The organism is Bacillus sp. FSL K6-2431 (genome assembly GCF_038005165.1).
In the GTDB taxonomy this organism is placed as follows: Bacteria; Bacillota; Bacilli; order Bacillales; family Bacillaceae; genus Bacillus; species Bacillus pumilus.
The window spans coordinates 1,000,378-1,026,226 of the sequence record NZ_JBBOSQ010000001.1 but is presented as its reverse complement, the minus strand read 5'-3'; the positions used below and the strand labels follow the sequence as shown (position 1 = coordinate 1,026,226).

The following is a 25,849-nucleotide window of genomic DNA, read 5'->3' as shown; positions in this document are numbered from 1 at the left end:
CCTTCCATTCGTTTAAAATAAAGGCATGAGAGGGGAAGATGACATGAAACAAGTGCAGCTGGACGGCGCGTCGTGCAGGTCGCAAGAAGAGCTTCATGACCAACTAAAAACAGTTTTACACCTTCCTGACTACTACGGGAAAAATCTCGATGCCCTATGGGACTGTTTGACAGGAGAAGTAAATCTGCCAGTAGAGCTGACGTGGGTGAATTTTGACACGAGCAAGGATGCTCTTGGCGAGTATGCAGAAAGCGTAAAGCAGTTATTTCAAGAAGCAGAAGAGGAATTGAAGGGACAATTTCAAGTGAGTTTTCAATAATGGTGAAAAAGCAGCCGACATTAGAGGCTGCTTTTTTCTGAATTTTCTCCTGCGATGATATGGATGTAGACAATGCTAATTATACGGAATCATTTAAAAAGAACACTACCGGCAGATTAAAAGATTGAGTTATCTGAGTTTTAAAAGTTTTTCATTGTGGGTTCATAAAAATATGTTGCGTGCAGGAAACTTTCGTTAAAATATGTTATAGTGGAACCTACATTGATAGACTAAGATAGAGTGAGGGTTCGGAAAGGATGAAGGAGAAAACAAGATCAAAAAGAAGGCTGAGACCTTGGGTGAAAGTCGTGCTGTTTATCATGGCATTTGTCATGGTGATGGCAATATCTGTGACAGGATATGCTTACTATAAAATTTCAAAAGCGTCGAATAAGGCGCAAGTGTCATTAGAAAGAGGAGACACCTCGCAAAAGCGTGTGAAAGCTTTTGATCCAGGAAAGGACAGCTTCTCGGTCCTGCTGCTTGGAATTGACAGCCGTCCAGGTGAAACGGTAGACGAAGCAAGAAGTGATGCGGTCTTACTGGCGGCTGTGAACCGAACAGAGAAAACCATCAAGCTCCTCAGTATTCCTCGTGATTCTTATGTAGATATTCCGGGAAGAGGATATGATAAAATCGCCCACGCCCATGCGTTTGGGAGTGCAGATTTGTCAGTCAAAACGGTCGAAAACCTGCTGAACATTCCTGTAGACTATGTGATTTCAGGGAACTTTAAGGCGTTTCAAGACATTGTAGATGAGCTAAACGGAATTGACGTAACGATTGAAGATGAAGGTATCGCAAAACAAATGGAAAAGGATTCAAAAGGAAAAGTTCATGTGCAAACAGGAACACATACGTTAAATGGTGAAGAAGCATTAGCCTTTGTGAGAACAAGAAAGGCAGACAGTGACCTTATGCGCGGGAAGCGCCAAATGGAAGCACTTCAAGCCATCTTTGAAAAATCTAAATCCATTTCTTCGATCCCATCCTATGACAACATCATTGATACACTTGGTGACAATGTTTCAACCAATCTGTCCATGAAGCAGTTTATCGGTCTTTTCCCGTTATTGAGCTCATTGACATCAGTAGATACCATTCAGCTAAAGGGCCATGATTATCAGCCTGGGAATGTGTATTACTTTGAGTTAGATGGCGCTGGATTAGAAGAAGTGAGAACAGAGCTGAGAGAACAGCTTGAATTATCATAAAGAAGCATTAGCCTGCCGCTGTGGCAGGCTTTTTGCTTTGAATGGGGAAGCGCGACAATGAAGCAAATTCAATTCGCTTGATGAAGAAAATATCGTGTCAGCAGTTCCTCTACCCGGTGACGTATACGTGGATTAAAGTATTTATGTTTTTCTTCATAGCCATCCATGATAAATAGATACGTTGTAAATCCTTCATCGTGTTCAATTTGCTGTACCTTCATTTTTTCTTTACGTAAATGCTGCTTTAGTTCATAAAGTGCTTTCTGTGCTTCCTTTAAGGCGGAGGTCACAAGCTGAATGTATGGTTCATTTAGTTTAAATGTTTGATGTTGTTTTAAGTGAGTCAAATCACGATTGAGGATGGAGACGACCATTGGAAGAAAGATGGCCTGTTCCATCATCTGAAGCTGTATTCTTGATAGTCTCGTCATGTCCAAGCCTGCTTTCTTTCTTGATGGAACACATGTTCTTATTTATTATACCGAATGAGTCAAATAATCTCAAGGGGGGGATTCATTTGTATATTTTTATGTTTTCCATGTAAAATGAAAAGTAGACAAACCTTGAAGGAGTCAAACAAGTTGACATCATTTCTTTCCCTATTTACTCACGAAAATATCACATCATTTTTTGAGAGCTACAAGGCCTTTGGACCGATTGTGGCCATATTGCTCCCTTTAATAGAAGCATTTCTTCCGTTTTTACCACTCGTTGCGTTTGCTGTAGCGAATGCAAATGCATTCGGCCTTTGGGAAGGATTTTTATTGACCTGGATTGGCGCAAGTGCAGGGTCTATTCTTGTCTTTTTACTGATCAGAAAGTTTGGACAGATGAGAATGCTCAACTTTATCAGCAGGCATCCTTCCATTAAAAAATTGATGCTTTGGGTGGAGAAGCGGGGATTTGGTCCATTATTTATTTTACTTTGCTTTCCTTTCACGCCCTCTGCTGCCGTCAATGTTGTAGCGGGTTTATCAAGAATTAGTTTTTGGCAATTCTCATTAGCTACTTTATCTGGCAAGTGTGTCATGCTCTTTATCATTAGTTTTATTGGTTATGATCTTTCTGCTTTAGTTAAGAATCCGTTAAGAAGTGTTTTTGCGGTTCTAGTTATTGCGTTATTATGGTATGTTGGAAAGAGAGTAGAAAATAGGTTAAACATTCGAATGAGCAAACGTGAGGACAAAGGAGGCTCTTAATGAAAAAGAAGCCATTGCTATGGTTGATGATTATTACAGGCATCGTCTTATTGTTCCAAGTAAAGAATTTCATGTTTGTCACGTACAAAGTAGAAGGGGTTAGTATGGACCCAACTTTTACAGATGGAACAGAATTATTAATCAATAAGTTCTCGCCAAAACTCACGAAAATTAGCCGGTTTGATTATGTGTTATTTCACGGACCTAAAAATCAAATCTTGATCAAGCGAGTCATTGGACTCCCAGGAGAAACGATCAAGTATGAAGATGATCAGTTATTTGTCGATGGTGAAAAAAAGAAGGAACCTTATTTAAAAGAGCAGAAACAACATAAAATGGGGAACGTTCTGACAGGGGATTTTCAGCTGAAAGCCATCACAGGAGACGATAAAATCAAAAACAATCATTACTTTGTGGTCGGAGATAACCGAATACATAGCTTCGACAGCCGGCATTTTGGCACCATTTCAAAGGATCAAGTTGTCGGTGTTAAAAGAAATACCAGCGAATAAAAAAAGGCGCTCTGCACATGCAAAGCGTCTCTTTTTATTTTGCGGCTTTATAATCAGGCTGCCTTTTTGCCCATACGTGATGTAAGAAGCGGAAAAACGGTGGCAGCATTGCAATGACGAGAATAATTCTGACGACTTGTACAGCCACAACAAAGGTAGAATCCTCATGCAGTGTGACCGCAGTTGTTGCCATCTCTGCAATACCGCCAGGCGAAAAAGCAAGAATGGCTGTAATGACAGAGATACCTGTGATCTCAGCGATGGCAATAGAGCTGAGGACAGTCGCAGCAATTAGCCCAGCTGAGCTGACGACAGCCACAATGAGAGTGTTTTTTAGCCCGACAAACATTTCTTTATTCATTTTTGAACCGATGGTTGCACCTAGAAATACTTGAGACGCAATGTTCGCTTGTGCCGGCCAATAAGGAATCAAATCATAACCTATGAGTGCGCCCGCACCAACTTGAAGAGCTGCGACGCCTAGCATGCTGCCGATCAGCCAAGGAGCTGGGAAATGAAGACGAACTGCTAGGCGTGACATGAGCCAGGCACCTAAAATAAGCGCAGCGGTCCAAGAGATGTTTGAAAGGGTGAAAACACCCGAAGAAAAAGCGCTCCCTTGCGTAACTACAGCCACATCCGCTTGGTTTTTTGTATTTAAATAAAACACTGTAAATGGGATAGTGAGTACAACCATTAATACACGTATCGTTTGCACAAGACTCACAACAGCTGTATTGGCTCCCACCTCTTGGGCAATGCCCGGCATAGCGGATAAACCGCCGGGGGCAGTTCCGACAAAGCTTGTCAGCATATCTGTTTTGCTTAGCTTCCATAAGACAAAGCCTGAGAGCATCGCCAGTAGAATAGAAAAGACGAGCATGAAACTCACAGGGAGCCAATTTTCAGCGAAAATGTGAAGGACCTTCATATTCATTTTCTGTCCGAGTTCTATTCCGAGAATGAATTGACCAAGGAGCAACCATCTGCTGTGAATACGTAAGGTGCTAGTTCCTTTACGCTGAAACAGGGTGGGGCGGCGCATCGCAATAAAAGCTGCGGTGATTAATGTACCTACCATCCAGCCAATGGACATACCTGTTAAAGACAAAAGAAATCCACCTAAACCGCTTATCGCAATGAGAATGAGATCGGTTCGAAGGCTGTTTCCTTGTTTCATCACATGTAAACCTTCTTCCTATATGTTTGTTCAGTAAGTGAAATGTTGTTAACTTCACTATAATACAAAAGTCTCTATAAATAAAATACGAATTTTTTCACTATTTTCATAAGATTATCTTATCACTAAATGATTAGTACATTTTTATAAAGAAAGATATCATTTTTACCAAAAACAAAGTCGATATACAACGATTTTCCCCTATTTATGTTATCAGTTGACTATCATTTTCAATTACACTACAATGCTTAGTGTGGGGTGATAACATGAAAATTCCTTCTTTTAAATATAATGAAAAGGGATTGAATCGTTTTTTTGGTCCTTTAGAGGGAAGAATTATGGAGATCCTTTATGAAGGTGAGGATATGCCGATTAAAGAGGTGCAGCAAAAGCTGTCAGATGAGAAGCCGATTAATTTCAACACCGTGATGACTGTGCTGAACCGCTTAACTGAAAAAGGAATTGTGGAGAAAAAAACAAAAGGGCGCTCATCTATTTATAATCCTATTTTAACAAAAGAAGAATTTCTAAATGAGCAAACAAAATGGATTACACAAGGATTGATGGATGATTTCGGTCCACTGGCAGTGAATCATATGGTGGATGCGATTGAAAGTGCTGATCCTGAATTACTCAAAGTACTAGAAGCACGGCTAGCATCTAAAAAAGAGGAGCAGCAAAATGAATAAAATGAAGTCGAGTCTGCTGTTTTCAGGCGGTATATTGATTGGTTTAGCCATTTTTTATCAGATGGGGTATTACGTGCTTTCAAGCTTTTTTGGCTGGAATCAAGCATATAACCTGATCCATGTATGCCAGTCTGTGCTCGAATTCTATGGATTCACTCCTTTAAAATACTTTCTGGATGCCTTAGTCCTCTACACATTGGGTTTTGCGATTTTTTATATGACGAAACAAATCAAAAAGTACATTCAATTCAAGCAAAATCTGATGCTTGCAGTCGATCACCAGTCGACCGAATCTTTATCTGAGAAATATGCTAATGACATCATCGTGTTTCATTGTCATGAACCGCTTGCTTTTGCAATGGGGATGCTTCACCCAAAGGTTTATTTATCAACAGCTCTCATGGACATGCTGGATGAAGAAGAGATTGACGCTGTAGTTCATCACGAATTGCATCACAAATACAGCTATGATCCTTTAAAGGCTTTCATGTTCTCAATGCTCACAAAAGTCATTTGGTACATTCCAGTGTTAAAGCATATGAGACAAAGCTACTCTGTTTTTCGTGAAGTGATTGCAGATGACTATGCCATTCAGAAGACAGGTACTGAGCTTGGAGTAGGGCAGGCCCTTTTGAAGCTGATTAAAAAGAGAACCCAGTTTCAAAAACAAACAAAGTTTGCGGTGTCCTTTGGGGATCGGGCATTGAATTTAAGAATACAAAAAATCTTAAATCCAACTTACAATATTCCTTTTAATGTACCAATGATTCCAATCGTCACATCAGCCATTCTGATGGTGGTCTTAATGATTATGCTCAACCTTAATTACTAATTTTTTTACTTATTAACATTACATTGTGTAGTGTAAAAACAGGAGGAAATCACTATATGAAAACAAATCAAGAAATAGGAACACTTTTTGTACGCGTTATTTTAGGTATTATTTTCTTTTTACATGGGCTTCAGGCATATCAAGGAGGGCTGGGAGGCACAGCAGCATTCTTTGGACAAATCGGTGTACCTGAATTTATGGCCTATATTGTGAAGACAATTGAGCTAGTCGGTGGTATTGCCTTGATTTTAGGTCTAGGAACACGTATTTTCGCAGCATTATTTGTACCAATTATGGCTGTAGCGATTATCACTGTTGGTTTTTCTAAAGGATTTGTTGGTGGCTATGAATTTGAACTTTCGTTGCTCGTCATGGCGCTTTATTTGACTCTTAGCGGCAGTAAGCTGTTGTCAATTGATGGGATACTCAAGCATCAGCAGCAAAGCAATGAAGCAAAATTTCATTAAAAGGTCATGAAAAAACTCCTTCTGCTATTTTGGGCAGAGGAGTTTTTTTAATGGTCAAATTCTCATTTTCTCGTTTGAAAATAAGGAAGGGATGTGAGGTTTTGCTACATTTAGCGCTTTCTTTAATAGATTGAATGAACGAAAAATCGATTTCATTTTTTGACGGAACATACGATCTCCTATTAAAATAGGACTATCTATGATACATGGTGCGTTAAAAGATATAAAAACCATACAGCATGCTGCTGCTCATCTTGAGCGATACGTTTCATTAGCTCTTTTGTTCCTTGATCCCGGACATAGTCTGATACGCTTAAGTAAAAATCGACCGTTTTTTGTTCATCTTTAAAGGCAAACATAAGTCCTTCTCTGAATTGGTCTGGACAAGGTTCTGTTACGCTTGGTTTGTGGTTTTTCCCTGTTAAAGAATAATATAGCTTTGAAAATAGTTGATAGTGTCTGACTTCATCCTGGCGTATTTCTTGAATGATCTTCTTTGCTTCAGGATTTTTTGCCTTTTGGGCAAGTTTTTCGTAGCATTGGATCGCAGAATACTCACCATTGATCGCCTTCTCAAGGTCTGAAATGATTCTTGTGTTTTGGCGCATGTCATAAGGCGAGTAGTCGTAGTAACCGTAATACATGATATTGCCAGCCTCCTTTTAGTTCATGATGGTTTATGATATGAAAAGAGTGAGGAAAGGTGCCTATGTCTTTTTTCAGAAAGGATAATGGGAACGTGATCGGAAAATAGCTATTTACCTTTATTTTCGCTAGAATATGAGTACATAAGAAAGGTGTTGTGGAACGTGGAGATTCAGTTTTTAGCAGGCAGATCGGGGAGTGGAAAAACGACTGCAATCTTAGAGGAAATCAAAGAACAGCTTCGGCTTGATCCGTTGGGTCCGCCAATCATTTTTTTAGTCCCGGATCAAATGACATTTTTAATGGAATATGAGCTTGCGAAAACGTCTGAAGCTGGTGGAATGATCAGAGCTAAAGTATTTAGTTTCACTCGTCTTGCTTGGGCGATTTTACAGCAGACTGGTGGAGCGAATCGGCAATTTGTGACAAGCACAGGAATTCAAATGCTTTTAAGAAAAGTGATTGAAGAGCAGAAAGACAAGTTTAAAGTATTCAAAAAAGCGAGTGATAAGCCGGGGTTTGTGGAGCAAATCGAAAAAACGATGGCTGAATTCAAAAGATACTGTATGCTGCCAGAGGATATTGAGAAGATTTCAGCGTCTAGCATGCATTCAGAGTATACAGAAGAAAGACGGGCAGCCGAAAAATTGCATGATCTCCATGTTCTTTATCAGCAGATGGAGCAGCATTTACAAGATGAATACGTGCACTCAGAAGACTATTTGACTCTTCTTTCCCAGCAAATTCCTTCAGCTGAAGAAATAAAAGGAGCACACATCTATATAGATGGTTTTTATCAATTTACACCGCAGCAGCTTCTTGTCATTGAACAGCTCTTGCTGCATGCAGCAAAAATAACTGCGGCTTTCACAGTAGATCGATCCTATCATGATAGGCAGCCAAATGAACTTGATTTATTTCGTATGACAGGTAAAACGTATTTCCAGCTCTATCAGCTTGCTAAAGAGTGCGGAGCTGACATTTCTGAAAATATTTTTGAAAGAAATCATCGGCACCTTTATACACCAGATCTTGCTTATTTAGAACACCAATATGAGCAGCGGCCCGTTCAGCCATATCAGGAAAACACCCCTCATCTCACAGTGTCTAAAAGTGCAAATAAACGAGCTGAAATTGAGGGAGTAGCGAGAGATATCCTTGATTTAGTGAGAGAAAAAGGACTCAGACTGCGAGATATCTCGATTGTAGCGCGGCATGTAGATGACTATAAAGATACGTTAAAAGAGGTTTTTCGAGATTACGATATTCCTTTTTTTATTGATGGAAATGAATCGATGCAGTATCATCCGCTCATTGAATTAATTCGTTCGAGCTTGGATGTCATAAAAGGAAATTGGCGGTATGAAGCGGTATTTCGCTGCGTGAAAACAGAGTTCTTATTTCCGCTTGAAATCACTAAGAACAAAGCGAGAGAGCAGGCAGATCAGCTTGAAAACTATTGCATTGCTTATGGTGTAAAAGGAGAGCGCTGGACAAACGGTTCCCGGTTTCATTACAGGCGTTTCCAATCATTAGATGAGGATTTCGGACAAACAGATCAAGAAATTGAAATGGAACAAATGCTAAATGACGTCAAAGAATGGATCGCGCCCCCGCTTTACCAGTTGCAGAAAAGGCTCAAAAAAGCGCAAAAGGTAAGGGACATGGTAGAGGCTGTCTATGTCTTTTTAGAAGAGATACAAGTACCAGATAAGCTTGAAAAGGCGAGGCTTGAGGCTGAAGAAGCAGGTCGATTAGCTGAAGCAATGCAGCACGGGCAAGTATGGGATGCGGTGATTCAATTAATGGATGAATTTGTTGACATGCTAGGTGACGAAGAGCTCTCATTTCCCTTATTCCAACAGATGATAGATACAGGGTTAGCTTCTCTAAAATTCGCTTTGATTCCGCCTTCACTCGACCAAGTATTTATTGGAAGTATGGATTTATCCAGAATGTATCAAGTGAAGTGTACGTTTATCATTGGTGTAAATGATGGCGTTATTCCCGCACGTCCCTCTGATGAGAGTGTATTGTCTGAGGATGACCGAGAATGGTTAAAACGAGCAGGAGCAGAGCTGGCAGAGACAGGAAAAGAACGGCTGCTAGATGAGCAATTTTTAATTTACCAAGCGTTATCAAGTCCATCCCATCATTTGTATCTATCCTATGCGGCTTCTGATGCAGAAGGACGTTCACTATTGCCTTCAACACTCATCAAGTATTGCCAAGAGCTTATGCCAAATCATCAGCAGGCTCTTTATGTGTTAGATCCAGAACAGCTGGAAGACGATGAGCAATTAAAATTTGTAGCGAATGAGCATGTTTCGTTGTCTTATACCGTCTCACAGCTGCAGCAATGGCTCAATCAATATCCCATCAGCGGTGTATGGTGGAGTGTCTATAACTACTTAATGACATCTCCTCATCGGGATGTATCAAAAAACATCATGTCAAGCTTGTTCTTTACAAATCGAGCGAAGCCATTAAAGCCTAATGTCACAAAAGAGCTTTACGGTGACCATATTCAGGGCAGTGTTTCAAGAATGGAGAAGTTCAATGCGTGTGCATTCTCTCACTTTGCTTCCCACGGTTTAAAACTAAAGGATCGACAATTTTACAAATTGGAAGCACCCGATATCGGCCAATTGTTTCACTCGGCTTTGAAGCATATTTCAGATACGCTAGTTGAACAAAAAAAGGATTGGAAAAACCTAACGAAGGAAGATTGTGTCACCTATTCAAGACATGCAATCGAACAGCTTGCTCCGCGTCTTCAAAAGGAAATTCTATTAAGCTCTAATCGGCATGCTTATATTAAAGAAAAGCTTCAGAAAATCTTGATTCGAGTCTCTTCTATATTAAGTGAACATGCCAAATTGAGTGGATTTTCTCCGGTAGGGCTTGAGTTAGGTTTTGGAGGTCAAGGGCCTTTGCCGCCGTTTACTTTTCAATTAAAGAATGGCTGCACGATGGAGCTTGTCGGAAGGATTGACAGGGTAGATAAGGCAGAAGGTTCAAAAGGGCTGCTTTTAAGAATCGTCGATTACAAATCCAGTGAGAAAGGTCTTGACCTAGCAGAAGTATACTATGGTCTTGCCTTGCAAATGCTCACATACTTAGACCTAACCATTACGTATTCGAAAGAGTGGCTCGGCGTAGAAGCAACGCCTGCTGGCATTTTATATTTCCATATTCATGATCCGCTCATTCAAGCACCGATTCCACTTGCAGAGGATGAAATTGAGCAGGAAATCTTCAAGAAATTTAAAATGAAGGGTTTATTGCTTGAAGATGTGGAAGCAGTAAAGCTAATGGATCAAACGCTTGATTCAGGTAGATCGCAAGTCATTCAAGCCGGTTTGAAAAAGGATGGGTCTTTCCGATCTGATTCGGCAGTTTTAAGTGAGGATCATTTCCATATACTCACACAACACGTTCGGCGCACATTTGAAGAAGCAGGCGAAAGAATTACAAATGGAGAGGTCGCAATTAATCCATACAAATTAAAGGATCAAACACCTTGCCGCTTTTGTTCATTCAAGTCTATTTGCCAATTCGATGAATCAATAGAAGATAATGATTTTAGGGTGCTCACCTCTGAAAAGGATGATGTTGTGATAGAACGGATCAAAAAAGAAGGGGATCAGTATGCAAATACCAAAACCGAATAACAGTACGTGGACGGATGACCAGTGGGAAGCCATCGTTTCAGAAGGACAAGATATCTTGGTTGCGGCGGCGGCAGGGTCAGGTAAAACAGCTGTTTTGGTTGAACGCCTGATTCGAAAAATGACCCGGCCTGAACATCCAGTTGATGTGGATCGTCTGCTCGTTGTGACTTTCACAAATGCTTCTGCGGCAGAGATGAAGCATCGGATCACAGAAGCACTTGAAAAAGAATTAGCCAAAAACCCTGGGTCTCTTCATATGAGAAGGCAGCTGTCCCTCATGAATCGAGCTAATATTTCAACCTTGCACTCCTTTTGCTTGCAGGTTTTGCGCACCTTTTACTATGAAATTGATCTTGATCCAGGCTTTCGTTTGGCTGACCAAACAGAAGGAGAACTATTAGGAGATGAAGTGTTAGACGAACTGTTTGAGGATGAATATAAGGCTGGAAAGCCATCATTCTTTGAATTGGTTGATCGTTACACATCTGACCGTCACGACTTAGATTTGCAATGGCTCGTGAAGAGAATTTATGAGTTTTCGAGATCTCATCCTTCTCCGGAGCAATGGATGTGGGCATTTCTTTCACTTTATGATGTAGATGCTCAAACAAAAGTAGAAGAATTACCGTTTTATCCATATATCAAAGAAGATCTTTCTCTCGTTCTCCGGAGCTGCCAGGAGCTGCTTGAACGAGCTCTTTCGCTATCAAAAGAGCCGGGCGGCCCAGCACCGAGAGCAGAGAATTTTATAGATGATTTAGAGCAAGTCAATGAATTAATCCGTCATCAAGATGATTTTGAGAAGCTTTATGAGCTTTTGCCGAACGTCAATTTTAAAAGGCTCAAAACGTGCAAAGGGGACGAATATGACCCTGCTCTCTTAGAAAAATCAACAGATGCACGTAATCAAGCAAAAAAACAATTAGAAAAACTAAAAGATGAATACTTCATGCGCAGTCCTGCCCAACATTTAAAAAGCTTAGCTGAAATGAAGCCAGTTGTGGAGACGCTTGTAGAGCTTGTGATCCAATTTGGTGAGCGTTTCGAAAGAGCGAAGCAGGAAAAGTCAATTGTCGACTTTTCGGATTTAGAGCACTATTGCTTACGCATTTTAGCGGAGCAGGATGCAGAAGGACATTTGATCGAAACAGAAGCTGCCAAATACTATCAACAGCAGTTTGAAGAAGTGCTCGTTGATGAATACCAGGATACAAACCTTGTACAAGAAACGATTTTAAAGCTTGTATCTAAGGGGAAACATTCTGCTGAGGGCAATCTGTTTATGGTTGGTGATGTAAAGCAGTCAATTTATCGTTTTAGGCTGGCAGAGCCTATGCTCTTTTTAAACAAATATAAACACTTTCAACCAGACGGCAAAGAAACAGGGAAGAGAATCGATTTAAATAAAAACTTCCGTAGCCGTTCAGATGTTTTAGATAGTACGAACTTTTTGTTCAAGCAGCTGATGGGGGAAACAGTGGGAGAAATTGAATATGATGAACAAGCTGAATTAAAGCTTGGAGCGAGTTATCCAGAAAGCAAAGATACAACGACAGAAATGCTTCTTGTCCACTTAGATCAGCAGGAAGCAGAAACCGGCGAAGAGCGAGAAGAGCTCGAGACCGTCCAATTTGAAGCGAGAATCATTGCTGAAAAAATAAAAGAATTAGTGGAGCAGCCATTTCAAGTGTACGATGCAAAGCAGCAAATGACCCGTAATTTGCAGTATCGTGACATTGTCATTTTGCTTCGGTCTATGCCTTGGGCTCCGCAAATGATGGAGGAATTAAAGAAGCAGGGAATCCCTGTATATGCGAATCTTTCCTCTGGTTATTTTGAAGCAACAGAGGTGTCTGTCATTCTTTCATTGTTAAAAGTCATCGATAATCCATATCAGGATATCCCGCTTGCTGCTGTTTTAAGATCACCTATTGTTCATTTAGACGAAAATGAATTGGCTCTGATTCGAACGAGTGATAAAAAAGGCACGTATTATGATGCTGTAAAGGCATTCATGAGTGTGACGCATTCTGATCACCCTACATGCAAAATACTAGAGCGATTTTTCCAATTACTGCGCAAGTGGCGTGATTTTTCTATCAATCATTCGGTGGCAGAATTAATTTGGGAAGTCTACCGTGATACGCAGTATCTTGATTATGTTGGCGGAATGCCTGGAGGTAAGCAGCGACAGGCAAATCTTCGTGCCCTTTATGACCGGGCTAAGCAATACGAAAAAGCTGCCTTTAGAGGGCTATTCCGATTCCTTCGTTTTATTGAAAGAATGCAGGAGCGTGGGGATGATCTTGGTGCAGCAAAAACGTTCAGTGAAACAGAGGACGTTGTGCGTATGATGACGATCCATAGCAGTAAAGGATTAGAATTTCCAGTCGTCTTTACCGCAGGGCTCGGCAGAAACTTTAATATGATGGACTTAAACCAGCCCTATTTACTTGATAAAGAACTAGGCTTTGGAAGCAAGTACATCCATCCTGAGCTGAGAATTAGTTATGCGACATTACCGCTTGTGGCGATGAAAAAAAAGATGAGAAAAGAGTTATTATCTGAAGAATTAAGGGTCCTATATGTAGCGCTCACAAGGGCTAAAGAAAAATTATTTCTGGTCGGCTCTGTCAAAAATCAGGTGAAAGCATTAAGCAAATGGCAAAATGCCGCAACCGGAGAAGAGTGGCTGCTCCCTGATTTTGAACGGTATCAATCGAAAACATACTTAGATTTCATTGGCCCTGCCCTTATCCGTCATCAAGCGATGTCATCTGTTTTAGAAGAAACAGGAGATATTGTTCTTTCGCATCCGTCTACATTCACTATCTCATTTACGCAAGCTTCTGATCTTTTAAAGGAAGATATGTCACTTGAAAAAAAGGAGCAAGACGAGATTGTACAAGCATTGATCGATGGTCTACCTGTTGAAGGATATGGTGATGCTGATGAGAAGGTGGCAGAGAGACTCTCATGGAAATATCCGTATCTAGCGGCCTCGCAAGTCGGCACAAAGCAGTCTGTTTCCGAGATAAAAAGAATGAAAGAAATACAGGATGAGTACAGTGTTCCTTCTTCTATTCGAAAAGCTCGTGCAACATTGTATGACCGGCCAGCTTTCATGAAGAAAAAAACACTCACTGCCGCAGAACAAGGCACCGCAATGCATACAGTGATGCAGCATATCCCGCTTCCTTCTGAGGAGCCCTATGATGAATCACGTATAGGACACCTGCTCGAATCCTTACAGCAGCGAGACTTGCTAACAGATGAGCAGATCCAATCAATTAATCAAGAAGGAATTGCTTCTTTCTTCTCTACTTCAATTGGTCAAAAACTGCTAAAAGCGGACTGGGTAAAACGAGAGGTGTCATTTAGTATGGTGTTACCTGTTAAAGAGGTATACAGTCATATTGATACTGAGGGAGAGCCTGTTCTGATTCAAGGGATGATTGACTGTTTATTTGAAACAGATGGAAAGCTATATTTACTAGATTATAAAACTGATAGAGTACAAGGCAGATATACAGTTGACGCTGCTGAACCGATCTTGAAAAAGCGTTATGAAACCCAAATAGCCTTATATGCAAAAGCTGTAGAGCGTTTGACAAACAGAACATTAGAGGAGAAAATTCTCTATTTCTTCGATGGAAATTTAGAAATTTCTTTATAAATGTATCGGAATGAGAGGTGAATCACATGAGGATTCTGCATACAGCGGATTGGCATTTAGGGAAAACCCTTGAAGGTCGAAGCCGGCTTGATGAGCAAGCACAGTTTTTAGATGAACTGTATCAAATCGTGAAAGACGAACACATTGATGTCATTGTGATGGCTGGTGATGCCTTTGATACTGTGAATCCGCCTGCTAGAGCAGAGCAGCTTTTTTATGAAAGTCTATCTGCTTTATCTGATAAAGGAAAACGCCAGGTAGTGGTCATTTCAGGCAACCACGATAATCCGGATCGTTTATCAGCCGCATCACCTTTAACAAATGATCAAGGGATTCATTTAATTGGATATCCGACAAATGACATCATCCGTGTCGATGTTCCTTCTGCGGATGAACGTTTATCCATTGCAGCACTCGCTTATCCGTCTGAGGCGAGACTAAATGAGGTGCTAGCTGAAACATTTGAAGAGAAATTGCTTCGTGATCATTACAATTTAAAGATTCAACAAGCGTTTCAACATTTAAGTAATCAATTTCAACCGGATACGGTCAATATGGCAACAAGCCACATTTATGTGGCAGGGGGGAGTCAAACAGATTCAGAAAGACCGATTGAAGTAGGCGGCGCATATACTGTTGCGGCTGAAAGCCTGCCAGAATCCGCTTGCTATGTTGCACTTGGTCATTTGCACAGGCCGCAAACGATCAAACGTGCCAAAACGATTGCTCGTTATTCTGGATCACCTCTTGCTTATAGCTTTTCTGAATCAGGTTACGCCAAATCAGTCACAATTGTAGAGGCAAAACCGAATGAAAAAGCGAGCTGGAAAGAAGTGTTTCTATCAAGCGGAAAACCACTTATGAAATGGAAGGCGACTGAGGGACTGAGTCAAGTGTACGAGTGGCTGGATGAAAAACGGGATCTTCAGGCATGGATTGATCTAGAGATTCATTTAACAGATCAGCTCTCTATTGAAGAGATTCATCAGCTCCGAAAGCAGCATAGTGGGTTTGTTCACATTCGTCCAAAGTTCAAAGAACTACAGCAAATAGAAGAGCAAAAGCAAGTGGAAAAACTCTCGATCGAAGAGAGGTTCGTGAAGTTTTATGAGCGCCAGACAGGTGGCGGTCTGCCTGATGAAAAAACAGTCAAACTGTTTTTAGAGCTAGCCAATGATATGCAAGAGGAGGAAGCGACTTGAAGCCGATTACGCTGACCATTAAAGGACTTCATAGCTTCAGAGAAGAACAAATAATTGACTTTAGCTCATTATGTGATGCGGGTGTGTTTGGCATATTTGGACCGACAGGAAGTGGAAAGTCTTCCATATTAGACGCCATGACACTGGCACTCTATGGCAAAGTGGAGCGTGCGTTAAATAATACACACGGTATTTTGAACCAAGCGGAAGAAAAGCTGTCGGTTTCCTTTACATTTGCTTTGCAAAAGGAACACCACATTTCTTATAAAGTTGAACGTGCTTTCAAACGAGCGGATGAAATGAAAGTCAGAACGACATTATGCCGCCTAATTGAAATCGGTGATACGCAGACAGTTCTCGCAGATAAAGCGAGTGAGGTGAATCGTAAAGTAGAAGAACTACTCGGATTAACCATTGATGACTTTACCCGTGCGGTTGTCTTACCTCAAGGGAAGTTTGCAGAATTTCTCTCCCTCAAAGGGGCAGACAGACGTCAAATGCTTCAGCGGTTGTTTAACTTGGAGAAATATGGAGATCAACTCGTCAAGCGATTGCGTGCAAAGGCTCAAAAGCATTATGGGCAAAAAAATGAACTGCTAGCTGAACTGAATGGTTTAGGAGAAGCTGGTCCAGAGGCGCTGGCAAAAGCAAAGGAAGCAGCTGAGCAGGCAAAGGCTATTTTTCATGAGAAAAAACAAGCGCGGGACGAAGCGTTCACTGCTTTTACAAAGGCGCAAGCGATCTGGCAGTATCAAAAGGAACAAGAAGCTTACGAGACTGAACAAAACAAGCTGAATTTACTGGCACCATCAATAGAAGAGAAAAAGACGAAGCTCCATATCGCAGAGCAGGCAGAGACGCTAAAGCCCTATGCGGATGCATTGACAAAGGCTGAAAAACAGCTTTCTCAAGCATCGAAAGAGAAAGAGGAAGCAGAAAAGCAGCTGCTGCATCAACGAACGATCTATGATCAAATGGCGCGGGAGTATGAGCAAGCCCGGCAAAAGAAAATAGAGACAGAGCCAGACCTTCTCCAAAAGAAAGAACAGCTGATTCAGCTAAAAGAAATTGAACGTAAAAAAGAGGCAGCTTTTCAGGAAAAGACGAGCATAGAGCGCCAAAAAAATGAAAAAGCGCAGCAGCTCCTCCAAAAGAAGAAAGAAGCGGAGAATCTCCAATCTCTATTAGAGCGTGCACTAACGAAACAAACACAGCTGAAAAATGAGCTGGAGCAGTTACAAGTTTCAGTGAAAGAACGCAAAAGTGTACAGGATGCTTTACGTTTAAGTGAAAATGTTGAAAGAATAAACCTTAGTATTCAAAAGGAAAAGCAAAAGCTGGAGGAGCTCAACAAGCGAGCCTCACAGACTTCAGAAGCATATGAAAAGCTTCAAAAGCAGCAAAACGACCATTATGAAAAAATAGACCAATCGTTTCAAGCAATTGAACACCTTTATTTTTATGTATGTGAACTCGAACGAGCTCTGACAGAATGGAGTCAAAAAGAACAACAACAGAAACTCGAAAAATTAAAGCAGCGAGATGCGGTAAGGGCGGCAGAATTAAGAAAAGAATTAGCGGCAGAGCTAGTAGATGGTGAGCCATGTCCGGTTTGTGGGTCGATTCATCATGATCCAAAGGCTTTGCAATCCAATGACCATGAAGAAACCGTGGCACAAGTCGATGAAGTCATTCAACGGATGGACAAAGAGCTCAAGCAGGCAGAGGATTATGGGAGAGACATGTATGCCGCAAAGCAGCTTCTCGAAACGCATGCCAATCAATTAGTAAAGCAATTCGCTTTCTTATCTCAGAAAGCCCCTGGAGCGGAAGTCGCTGCAGCAGTAGAAACGGTACAAAATTCGCAGTCTTTGCAGGGTCTGGTGCAAGAATGGAAAGGCATAAAACAGGATACTCAAGAAGTTGAACATAAACGAGCTCGTTTAATGGATGAAACGCATGATCAAGTAGCAGAGATGAGCAAGATAAAAGAGCAAATGACTTTTGAACAGCAGCGCATCGAAGAATTAGAGGTGCTGATCAAAGAGTTTGATGCTGAGCTTTCAGAGCAAACGACTCAATTTGAACAGACCTTCCCGCATCTTACATTGAATCAAGTACAAGAAATGCAAAAGCAAATCGATGAAAAGGACCAACAAGCGGAAGGCTATAAAGAACGTATTGAGAAAAGCATTACGTTTTTGGAAGAAAAACAGCTAGCAAAAGAGCAGCTGCAGACAGTGATATACAATGTCGAGAAAGAACTTGATAAACTAGCGCATCAGTTAGAAAGTCAGCAGCAGCTTATCCAACAATATGAAACAGATTTAGGCCGATATCCATTAAAAGCTGCCTCTATTTCTGATGAACTTATAGAGGTTGAACACACCCTTTCTCTTCTTAATGAAAAAGAGCAGCAATCGTACAAGCAATTGCAGCACGCGCAGCAGTTGTTTAGTGAAGCGCAAAGTCATTTTTCAAGCAGTGAGCGTCAGCTTCAAGAGGCGAACAGGCGAAAACATGAAGCAGAAGCAGCATGGGAAAAACAAGCAGAATCTTCTCCTTTTCATATGCCGCAGGAAATTGAGTCTGTTTCAATGGAACAGCCAGTACGTCAATCGGTCAAACAGGAAATTGAGGAGTTTGAGGATAAAAGAAAGGAATGTGCCGCAAACTTAAAGCGAATTTCTGAATTACTGAAAGAAGAGTCACTGGATGAAAAGCAGTGGACGGACATTCAGCACAGAAAAGCTGCAGCTGAAAAAGCATTGGAAGAAGCGACAGCAATGAGTGGGTCCGCACATGAACACCTGCGTGTGATTGAAGAGAATCATCAGCGCTTTGCAAGTATTCACGAACGATTGGAAGCACTGCAGGAAGAAATTGATCGCCTTGATAAACTGCAAACTGTTTTTAAAGGGAATACGTTTGTTGAATTTTTAGCAGAAGAACAGCTGGAAAGTGTCAGTCGTGATGCATCCGCCCGCTTAGGTATGTTGACGAGACAAAGATATGCGATTGAGGTCGACTCAGAAGGCGGCTTTGTTATGCGAGATGATGCAAATGGCGGTGTTAGGCGTCCTGTGTCCAGCTTGTCCGGCGGGGAAACCTTCTTGACTTCACTGGCGCTTGCCCTTGCTCTTTCTGCACAAATTCAGCTGAGAGGTGAATTCCCACTGCAATTCTTTTTCCTTGATGAAGGATTCGGTACGCTCGATCAAGACTTGCTTGATACGGTCATTACCGCATTAGAAAAGCTACAGTCTCACAATTTAGCAGTTGGTGTTATTAGCCACGTGGAAGAATTGAAAATGAGACTACCGAAGAAACTGATTGTCCATCCAGCAGATCCAAGCGGGAAAGGGACAACGGTCTCAATGGAATTAATGTAAATGTTGAGGTGATGACAGGGTGGCAAAGCAAACCATTGGATTATGTGAGCTGTGCGGAAGACAACATGTCCTGCTCACAGAACACCACTTAACACCAAGAGAAGAAGGTGGGGCTTTTTTACCGACTGCCTTCCTGTGTATCCCCTGCCATAAACAAGTGCATGCCCTCTTTACAAACCAGGAGCTTGCCTTGCGCTTGAACACACTTGATGCACTAAGGCAGGATGAAAAGCTTGCTTCGTACATCAAATGGATTCGAAAACAGCCGGCAAGCAAGCTGGTTAAAACAAAAAAATCGAGACAACGCAGAAAAAAATAAGCATAAAAAGCGCTCCTCTCATGAAATGACTGTAGAGGAGCTGCTTTATGCATTGCCTACCATATTCTGATCATTTAAGTCAGGATCCACATAGTTGGTGGCGCTAATGCCATTATTTAATATCAAGAAATCTCCGGTATTCCCCGCTCCAGAGCCTAAAGCAGATTTTGACGAACTTTTAGGTGAAAGGTAAAATGAGTCACCGACGTTTACGACGCCTCCAGAAATAGAGTTAATGTAAATGGGTCCGACAATTGCTGGCATAATCGACATCCTTTATTCGAAGTCATATCACCATCATATGCGCAGGTAGGTCCACTTGTGAGTTTGGCGGACTTTCGTCGTTGCTAAATAACTCTCGAATATGCTTCACTCGCGCAACGGCATTCATTCTACAAGTAGAGCCGATTTGATAGACAGAGGACGATGATACCCCTTCTACATGTATCGAAGAAACTTTAATCACAGGCTTTTCATGGTAAAAAGCCGTTCTAACTGATCGTTCTGGCAGCATCAATGGAATCGGCTCAAAATATACTTCAAATTCTTTCGCATTTAAGTTTTCTGCTTCATAGCCATAAAACAAACTAAGCGTCCGTTGAACAGCTAACACCTTGACCTTCGGGCATAGCTCCTGTGTATCACCAATTTGAACGACACTCGAAATCCCGACAGAATTCACCTTCGAGAACTTCACTTGAGATGTGCGCTTAATCATTATCGAGGTGCCAGAGGAACAAACGGGCCAATGATCAAAGATTCTGGCGGTGTATCAAAAATGGAGGATAATTGTACATGATCTGTGTCCCCGATGATAAATAGGGAAGAGGACGAAACCCCAACTACTTTAATGCTTCCGGTCTCGATGTTGCGGTTGACGACTGTGAAATTCATCCGTTTTCCTCTCCTTTCGTTTCATTTGGAATATGGGCTAAGAAGTGCTCAATCGCTCGTTTAACATCATGCTTCACATATTCAGCAATTTGCTCTGAACGCTGCAGCGGAGTCATATTTTCCCGGTGCGGGAGCTGTCCTGCATAGTATTTGATTCTGCTGTCAATTTGCTTTCGGATGTCCTCAATGATGTGGTGTTTGTTGCTTTCATCCAGGGACCCTTCATATCGCTGCTCCAGCTCTTCAAGAAGTTCTGGCGCTTCTTCATTTAAGAATGCGTCGACAAGCTGGCGTGTTTGATTGAAAAATTGATCAGCCGTTTCTTGCTGCATCATTCCAATGCCCGGGGTTGTTGTTTGGCCCACTTCAAAGTTTTGAACACTGTTTGGATCAGATGGATTGAGGCCGATATTCAGCGTACCTTCCAGCCGCTCGATTTTCAGTTGATCAAATTGATAATCAATCCGTTCAATCGTCGTTGTCGGTTTATCCTTGATCATTTGCATTTCCTGCTGAAGTTCGTTAAGCCTTTTTTCAAGCATCATGATTTGTTGTGTTTGTTTTTGAATGATGCCATACACTTGTGAAGCGTTGCTTTGATAGTCATACATTGACATACACCTCCGGGGATTGCAGATGAACTTAAGTTGTTGGTGACTGAAGCGGTACAAAAGGTGCTGTGCTTGCGCCTTGGGATTCTTCAATTCCTTGTGTGCCTGCTGCGGCAGGTGCTGCTTCTACGTAGCTGCCCGTGTTATACAGATTAGAAAGAGCTTTAATTGAACCAGCGCTCCCAATTTGCAGCACAGAGGAGTTACTGACAGACTCTACACGCAAATAATTAATTTGTATCGCTTGATTAATATAGAAGTTCAACGGATTCTCACTCCTTACAAGTTACCAACAAGCGGTTGATCAATGACATCACTGTCGTACGTATTGGTCACACTTTTATAGTTGCTAATGCGCAATTGATCACCAGTGTTAAAACTGCCTGCGCCAGCAAACGTTTTAACCTGACTATTTGGAGAAATGGTGATGCAGTCTCCAACATGAACGACTCCGCTCGTTCCGACGGCATTTACTTTAAAGGCTCCAACAATAGCCGGCATAGCGGTGCACATCCTTTATAAAAATAAGGCACTTTGTTTTTGGGCGTTTCACCATAGCTTATGATGGGTCTTTTAATGTGTGATTGTCTTTTTGAAAGCTTTTGATGAGAGGAATGAGGTGTATGGTTTACCCTTTTTTAGAGCATTCATTCGAGGTATATTTGATGCCTTTATTTAAAAGTGTGTCAAGCTCTTGACTGCACCTGATGGTTTCTTCGGCATTCATCCCGAATTTTTTTGCGGTCTCAATTAAATGTAATCTTTTTTGTTCAATTTCATAATTGATCATAACGGACGCCAACTCTCACATTTTTTATCAAATAGAAGGATATGGTTAGTATACCCTATTTTTCTATAAAAAAAGTTGTTTCGTCAATATGAGTAATAAAGTGACAAAATTCGAAAGCGTCCTTACGTGCGATCTCTCTCTTTTCTTATTTCAGCCTGTAAATAACGTCGTCTTTTGTTGATATACTGCCGGATGACCTCTCGCTCTGATCTTAGAATGTCTTTGCGGTCTCTTGTATAAGGATCATCTCCGATTCGGTTTTCAATAGAAGCATGCCATGTTTCAATAATTGGACAAAGCCGGTCTTCTAAAAATTGTGTATCGAGTACGTGCTGGAAAAGCGTGTAATAGGCTCTCTTAAACGAAGGGATATCTAGTAATCTAGCAGTTAAAGTATTAAAGCCGCTTACTGGAATATAATCAAACGCCATTTCTTCTCCATGAATGTCACGGCCCCATGTCGCATCATAATCCCAAGGAAGCACTTGGAACCTGCCTTGTTCATTCACATAAAGAGCGTAGTTATGGACAAAGCCGTCAAAGTTTTGTGTGCACACAACACCAATGAGCCAGCGGAAATACTGGGTCACATCTAGGTAATGCTCAATCTTTTCGGCAAATATGTCATCTTTCGCTGTGTTGAGAAAGTAAATAAATTCACTCAGCTGTTGATCATGTTGAGAACTCCCTGTTTTTTTCTCGTACCCGAGGAGAAGGTGTTTTTTTGGCTTTTTATCAAATGAACTCAAAAGGGAAAAGTTGGCGTCGTCATCGACTGCATAATAAATGCCGCCTCCTGAAAGCTGTCTTTTCTGAAAAAAGTGCTCATCGACGGATTCTATTTTTAAATAAATGCCTTCTTTTCTTCCGTTTATAGTGAGAAACACATGAGACGCAGCAGGGCTTAGCACGCCCATTTGCTCAAAGAAATAAAAGGACAGCCTGTTTCGGATAAACGAAGGGTCATTGTACTCCGCATTTAAATGAAAGATGGATTCGCCTTGTCTTTGCTTTGGCTTTCGATATTCAATTTGATAGGACTTTTTCTTAAGTTTCCTAATATGAGACCCTCGGTATGAAGCATAAATGTGCGATTTGATCTGGCCGGTTTTCAAAATGGCCTCAACAGGTTCGTCGTTCCATATGTCTTTTCTTAATTCAATCAGGTCCTTTGGATGAATCCAAATATCCATTTGCTTTAAAGGTTCTGTAGTCATGCGTTCATCCTCCTCCTATGCTCTTCTTTACGATATGAAAATGAAGGAATGTCCTGTACCCGTTTGTTAGGTATTCATGGAGTTTTAAAAGAAAGGGGCATCCGCCAAGAACACTTGTCTACCAAGTCTCGTAACATAAAGCAGAGAAGATAAACAGTTTGATCTGTTTGTTTTGTCAAAGTATAGACTGGGAGGGGAATCGTTCGTGAGCACATTTGATCATTCACATATTGAACATGCAGTGGATTCACTTCGAAGTGAAGGACGTGATCATCACTTAGATCGTGAGCCAGAATCGAGACGATCACATAAGTCAGCTCGTTCTCGTCATTCAAATCGCGGTCATTGGTTCTTTGGCGGTGGTGGACGCCGTAAATCATGTCGCAGTAAAAAAAGCTACAGAAGCCATCGTTCAAAGAAAAGTTATCGCTCGAAGAAAAGCATGAAGAGTAAAAAGTCATATAAAAGCAAGAAATCTTGCAGAAGCAAAAAGAGCGAACCGAAAAAGTCATGTCGCAGCAAACACAGATCCCATCATAAGAAAAGCTGCCGCAAGTCACACCGCAGCAAATGCAGATCGCATCATAAGAAGAGCTGCCGCAAGTCACATCGCAGCAAGCACAGATCGCATCATAAGAAGAGCCGCAAGTCGCGCCGCAGCCATCGATCTAAGCGATCTCATCACCATAGAAGCAGTCGCTCTTGCAAAAGATGTGGAAAGAAAAAGCATCATTCCCGCAGCAGAGGAAATGTTGATCGTAAATGGGATCAAGGGAACATGTGGGAGTATCGCCGCTACCGCTAAACATCAGATCATCTTTTTTGAAACCCTTTTTAAAAGAGAGTATGATAAAAAAGGGTTTTTTTTATTTCATAGAGAAATAAAATGAGACATCATCACTTAGCGAAATGAAGATTGTGAGGGGAAAACATGAAGTTTTTTACAGGTGAGATACATAGCAGGATGTTTATCGGGGTAGTCATTGATGATGAATGGGTCATGGACGTCAAAAAGGCAGAAGCCAAATTATTTGAGCTTGAGACACTGCCAAACTCTTTAGCTGAATGTATTCATATGGGGGACAAGTTTGTTGAGCATGTCAAACAGCTCCTTGACTGGGCTGAGAAAAAAGAAGAGGATCGCGGTTCTTATGTTTATCCGCTGTCGGACGTGAAACTCCATGCGCCGATTCCAAAGCCAGCTAAAAACATTATGTGTGTTGGAAAGAATTATCAAGATCATGTCATGGAGATGGGAAGTGTAGCGGATATTCCTAAAGATGTGATGATCTTTACAAAGGCACCTACTTCAGTCGTTGGACATGAAGCGGATATCCTCCTTCATGAAGATGTGACGAGTGAACTGGATTATGAAGGAGAGCTTGCGATCGTGATGGGCAAATCAGGGAAGAATATTGCACCTGAAGAAGTCCATGATTATCTATTTGGTTACACCATTTTAAATGACGTAACGGCAAGAGATTTACAGAAAAAACACAAACAATTTTTTATAGGGAAAAGCTTAGATACAACCTGCCCGATAGGACCTTATATTGTACATAAGTCAGTGATCGAGGATCACGGCGCGCTCCATGTGGAAACAAAGGTTAACGGAGAGGTTCGCCAGTCTGCAAGTACAGAATTAATGATTTTCTCCATCGAGAACATTGTGTCTACTCTTTCAAAAGGGATGACACTAGAAGCTGGTGACATCATTGCAACGGGAACACCTTCTGGGGTTGGCAAAGGCTTTGAACCGCCTAAATTTTTAGCTTCAGGGGATCGAATCGACATCACGATTGAACCGATTGGGACGCTATCAAATCGCGTCAAATAAAGAGTGAGATGACACAGGATTGTCGCTTTGTGTTCGACTTATTTCGTGGTACGATGAGAAGGTAATTGTTCTGATAAAGGGGGAAATAACAGATGGGAACGCATTTACATATTACAGCATGGGTGCTAGGAATTATTTTATTCTTCGTGGCCTTTGCTCTAGCAGGTAAAAACGACAAAGGTGCTAAAATTGTGCACATGATTGTCAGACTATTGTACTTGATCATTATCGCCACAGGCGTAGAGCTGTATGTTCGCACAGGAATGAAGATTCCAGGTTTCGGTGGCGAGTATATCGGTAAAATGATTTTCGGTATCCTTGTGATCGGCTTCATGGAAATGGTTCTTGTACGCAAGAAAAAAGGAAAATCGGTGACTGGTGTATTGATTGGTTTTATCGTACTCGCGATTGTGACCATTCTTCTCGGGTTACGTCTGCCAATCGGTTTCCATATCTTTTAACATAAAAAGGACATTGCTTATACGAAGCAGTGTCCTTTTTATATGCCTTCAAATTGCGAAACTGACCGGTGACCGTCAGAAGTGGTCCATTCAAAACGAATTTGACCTGCGGCGGAGTCGTGGTGACATTGAAGGGCAAGTGATTGTGTATCTGTCGAAAACTGAAAGAAAGAAACTCGTTGAAAAGAATGAAAGGACGAGAAAACACAATCGTAGACGGAAAAGCCAAGCTGTTCTATCTGTGCAGTGATTTCATAAAAGACGTTTTCAGGAACGAACATCAGGAGGTCAAGCCATCCTTTGGCAAGTGATGCTGTATATTGTATCACTTCACCGCCTCGTACTTCTAACAGCTGTCCACTTTCATGAAGGATCATGGAGCCGAGCAGTTCCCCTTTTGTCCACCTGTCATTATCCTTCAAACAGATCATCGTGCTTTGAAGACTTTCTGGTAGCATGATTTCTCCTTCTTCATCTTCAATCAGACAATGCCCGTTTTCAATGAGTAAATACCCGCTACACCATCTTCGGCTGCAGCGTTCAAGCTGCCTCATACGTTTTTCCATTTGCAGACGCTCCTTTCCTCTTTCTTTTCTTACCAAATCATGCTTGTCCTATACGCCCGAGAAAAAAGGACAAATCAACTATCAAGGAGACGATGCATAAACTAAGAAAGGCTGAATGAGAACACTTGAGGAAAAACGGATGGGAGCTGATGA

General features: G+C 41.4%; 27 protein-coding genes. 15 read left to right on the top strand and 12 right to left on the bottom strand.

Translation table 11 applies throughout. From position 1 onward, the window contains the following. The first annotated feature begins 43 nt into the window (after nt 1–43). Nucleotides 44–319 (top strand): barstar family protein, encoded by a 276-nt coding sequence (locus MHH40_RS05255; protein ID WP_340900733.1) that lies wholly within the window; start codon nt 44–46, stop codon nt 317–319. A gap of 257 nt (nt 320–576) precedes the next feature. Continuing rightward, entirely contained in the window at nt 577–1,533 is a 957-nt protein-coding gene (locus MHH40_RS05250; protein ID WP_003212446.1) for an LCP family protein, read from the top strand. Between the two features lie 68 nt (nt 1,534–1,601). Here MHH40_RS05250 and MHH40_RS05245 read toward each other — a convergent pair whose 3' ends face one another. After that, on the bottom strand, nt 1,602–1,964 hold the full coding sequence (locus MHH40_RS05245) for a hypothetical protein (RefSeq protein WP_003210969.1): 363 nt from the start codon (nt 1,962–1,964) through the stop codon (nt 1,602–1,604). A gap of 150 nt (nt 1,965–2,114) precedes the next feature. Between MHH40_RS05245 and MHH40_RS05240 the strand changes: the two genes are divergently transcribed. Both MHH40_RS05240 and lepB read left to right on the top strand, forming a co-directional pair. Next, nucleotides 2,115–2,732, top strand: coding sequence for a TVP38/TMEM64 family protein (locus tag MHH40_RS05240; protein ID WP_080772985.1), 618 nt, complete (start codon nt 2,115–2,117; stop codon nt 2,730–2,732). Beyond that, nucleotides 2,732–3,244, top strand: coding sequence for a signal peptidase I (lepB, locus tag MHH40_RS05235; RefSeq protein WP_041815362.1), 513 nt, complete (start codon nt 2,732–2,734; stop codon nt 3,242–3,244). The genes MHH40_RS05240 and lepB overlap by 1 nt, the downstream gene beginning before the upstream one ends. Before the next feature lie 34 nt (nt 3,245–3,278). Here lepB and MHH40_RS05230 read toward each other — a convergent pair whose 3' ends face one another. Further along, nucleotides 3,279–4,424, bottom strand: a complete 1,146-nt coding sequence (locus MHH40_RS05230) for an AbrB family transcriptional regulator (RefSeq protein ID WP_003211629.1) — start codon at nt 4,422–4,424, stop codon at nt 3,279–3,281. 266 nt (nt 4,425–4,690) lie between these two features. Between MHH40_RS05230 and MHH40_RS05225 the strand changes: the two genes are divergently transcribed. The 3 genes from MHH40_RS05225 to MHH40_RS05215 are packed head-to-tail and all read left to right on the top strand — an operon-like array spanning nt 4,691 to nt 6,412. Then, a complete protein-coding gene (locus MHH40_RS05225; protein ID WP_003210872.1) occupies nt 4,691–5,113 on the top strand; it encodes a BlaI/MecI/CopY family transcriptional regulator in 423 nt (140 codons plus the stop codon). Then, on the top strand, nt 5,106–5,945 hold the full coding sequence (locus tag MHH40_RS05220; RefSeq protein ID WP_050945367.1) for a M56 family metallopeptidase: 840 nt from the start codon (nt 5,106–5,108) through the stop codon (nt 5,943–5,945). Before MHH40_RS05225 ends, MHH40_RS05220 begins: the two co-directional genes overlap by 8 nt. Before the next feature lie 56 nt (nt 5,946–6,001). Continuing rightward, nucleotides 6,002–6,412: a DoxX family protein gene (locus tag MHH40_RS05215; RefSeq protein ID WP_003211332.1), complete on the top strand. Its 411-nt coding sequence runs from the start codon at nt 6,002–6,004 to the stop codon at nt 6,410–6,412. A 197-nt stretch (nt 6,413–6,609) separates the two neighbouring features. Here MHH40_RS05215 and MHH40_RS05210 read toward each other — a convergent pair whose 3' ends face one another. Further along, nucleotides 6,610–7,056 (bottom strand): ferritin-like domain-containing protein, encoded by a 447-nt coding sequence (locus tag MHH40_RS05210; RefSeq protein ID WP_003211961.1) that lies wholly within the window; start codon nt 7,054–7,056, stop codon nt 6,610–6,612. A 165-nt stretch (nt 7,057–7,221) separates the two neighbouring features. Here MHH40_RS05210 and addB point away from each other — a divergent pair, with 165 nt between their 5' ends. From addB to MHH40_RS05185, 5 genes are read left to right on the top strand one after another with little or no spacing between them, the layout of a single operon-like run. Further along, nucleotides 7,222–10,731, top strand: a complete 3,510-nt coding sequence (gene addB, locus MHH40_RS05205; RefSeq protein ID WP_050945366.1) for a helicase-exonuclease AddAB subunit AddB — start codon at nt 7,222–7,224, stop codon at nt 10,729–10,731. Beyond that, nucleotides 10,709–14,407, top strand: a complete 3,699-nt coding sequence (gene addA / locus MHH40_RS05200) for a helicase-exonuclease AddAB subunit AddA (protein WP_340900731.1) — start codon at nt 10,709–10,711, stop codon at nt 14,405–14,407. Before addB ends, addA begins: the two co-directional genes overlap by 23 nt. A gap of 26 nt (nt 14,408–14,433) precedes the next feature. After that, nucleotides 14,434–15,609, top strand: coding sequence for an exonuclease subunit SbcD (sbcD, locus tag MHH40_RS05195; protein WP_044139868.1), 1,176 nt, complete (start codon nt 14,434–14,436; stop codon nt 15,607–15,609). Continuing rightward, complete coding sequence (locus MHH40_RS05190; RefSeq protein WP_340900728.1) at nt 15,606–19,001, top strand: SMC family ATPase; 3,396 nt, start codon at nt 15,606–15,608, stop codon at nt 18,999–19,001. Before sbcD ends, MHH40_RS05190 begins: the two co-directional genes overlap by 4 nt. Before the next feature lie 19 nt (nt 19,002–19,020). Continuing rightward, nucleotides 19,021–19,320, top strand: coding sequence for a hypothetical protein (locus tag MHH40_RS05185; protein ID WP_050945361.1), 300 nt, complete (start codon nt 19,021–19,023; stop codon nt 19,318–19,320). A 45-nt stretch (nt 19,321–19,365) separates the two neighbouring features. Here MHH40_RS05185 and MHH40_RS05180 read toward each other — a convergent pair whose 3' ends face one another. From MHH40_RS05180 to MHH40_RS05145, 8 genes are all read right to left on the bottom strand, one after another. After that, nucleotides 19,366–19,584, bottom strand: coding sequence for a spore germination protein (locus tag MHH40_RS05180; protein ID WP_003211468.1), 219 nt, complete (start codon nt 19,582–19,584; stop codon nt 19,366–19,368). A gap of 22 nt (nt 19,585–19,606) precedes the next feature. Continuing rightward, a complete protein-coding gene (locus MHH40_RS05175; RefSeq protein WP_050945359.1) occupies nt 19,607–20,038 on the bottom strand; it encodes a spore germination protein GerPE in 432 nt (143 codons plus the stop codon). Beyond that, the gene (locus MHH40_RS05170; RefSeq protein WP_003210893.1) at nt 20,038–20,214 is read right to left on the bottom strand and encodes a germination protein GerPD; all 177 of its coding nucleotides are present in this window, start codon (nt 20,212–20,214) and stop codon (nt 20,038–20,040) included. The genes MHH40_RS05175 and MHH40_RS05170 overlap by 1 nt, the downstream gene beginning before the upstream one ends. Next, nucleotides 20,211–20,825: a spore germination protein GerPC gene (locus tag MHH40_RS05165; RefSeq protein WP_050945357.1), complete on the bottom strand. Its 615-nt coding sequence runs from the start codon at nt 20,823–20,825 to the stop codon at nt 20,211–20,213. The genes MHH40_RS05170 and MHH40_RS05165 overlap by 4 nt, the downstream gene beginning before the upstream one ends. Before the next feature lie 31 nt (nt 20,826–20,856). Beyond that, nucleotides 20,857–21,090 (bottom strand): spore germination protein GerPB, encoded by a 234-nt coding sequence (locus tag MHH40_RS05160; protein ID WP_003210877.1) that lies wholly within the window; start codon nt 21,088–21,090, stop codon nt 20,857–20,859. A gap of 14 nt (nt 21,091–21,104) precedes the next feature. Then, nucleotides 21,105–21,326: a spore germination protein gene (locus tag MHH40_RS05155; RefSeq protein ID WP_003211745.1), complete on the bottom strand. Its 222-nt coding sequence runs from the start codon at nt 21,324–21,326 to the stop codon at nt 21,105–21,107. A 127-nt stretch (nt 21,327–21,453) separates the two neighbouring features. Further along, nucleotides 21,454–21,615 carry an aspartyl-phosphate phosphatase Spo0E family protein gene (locus tag MHH40_RS05150; RefSeq protein WP_012009503.1) on the bottom strand — a complete coding sequence of 54 codons (162 nt, stop codon included), beginning with the start codon at nt 21,613–21,615 and terminating at the stop codon, nt 21,454–21,456. A 122-nt stretch (nt 21,616–21,737) separates the two neighbouring features. Beyond that, nucleotides 21,738–22,832, bottom strand: a complete 1,095-nt coding sequence (locus MHH40_RS05145) for a CotH kinase family protein (RefSeq protein WP_050945355.1) — start codon at nt 22,830–22,832, stop codon at nt 21,738–21,740. Between the two features lie 205 nt (nt 22,833–23,037). Between MHH40_RS05145 and cotG the strand changes: the two genes are divergently transcribed. The 3 genes from cotG (at nt 23,038) to MHH40_RS05135 (ending at nt 25,130) form a co-directional block, all read left to right on the top strand. Then, nucleotides 23,038–23,637, top strand: coding sequence for a spore coat protein CotG (cotG, locus tag MHH40_RS18835; protein ID WP_080984795.1), 600 nt, complete (start codon nt 23,038–23,040; stop codon nt 23,635–23,637). Nucleotides 23,638–23,763: 126 nt separating this feature from the next. Continuing rightward, nucleotides 23,764–24,669 (top strand): fumarylacetoacetate hydrolase family protein, encoded by a 906-nt coding sequence (locus MHH40_RS05140; protein WP_050945352.1) that lies wholly within the window; start codon nt 23,764–23,766, stop codon nt 24,667–24,669. Nucleotides 24,670–24,761: 92 nt separating this feature from the next. Next, the gene (locus MHH40_RS05135; protein ID WP_003212021.1) at nt 24,762–25,130 is read left to right on the top strand and encodes a YisL family protein; all 369 of its coding nucleotides are present in this window, start codon (nt 24,762–24,764) and stop codon (nt 25,128–25,130) included. 38 nt (nt 25,131–25,168) lie between these two features. On the opposite strand, the gene MHH40_RS05130 is transcribed toward MHH40_RS05135, so the two are convergent. After that, complete coding sequence (locus MHH40_RS05130; protein ID WP_050945350.1) at nt 25,169–25,696, bottom strand: DUF2777 family protein; 528 nt, start codon at nt 25,694–25,696, stop codon at nt 25,169–25,171. Nucleotides 25,697–25,849 lie beyond the last annotated feature (153 nt).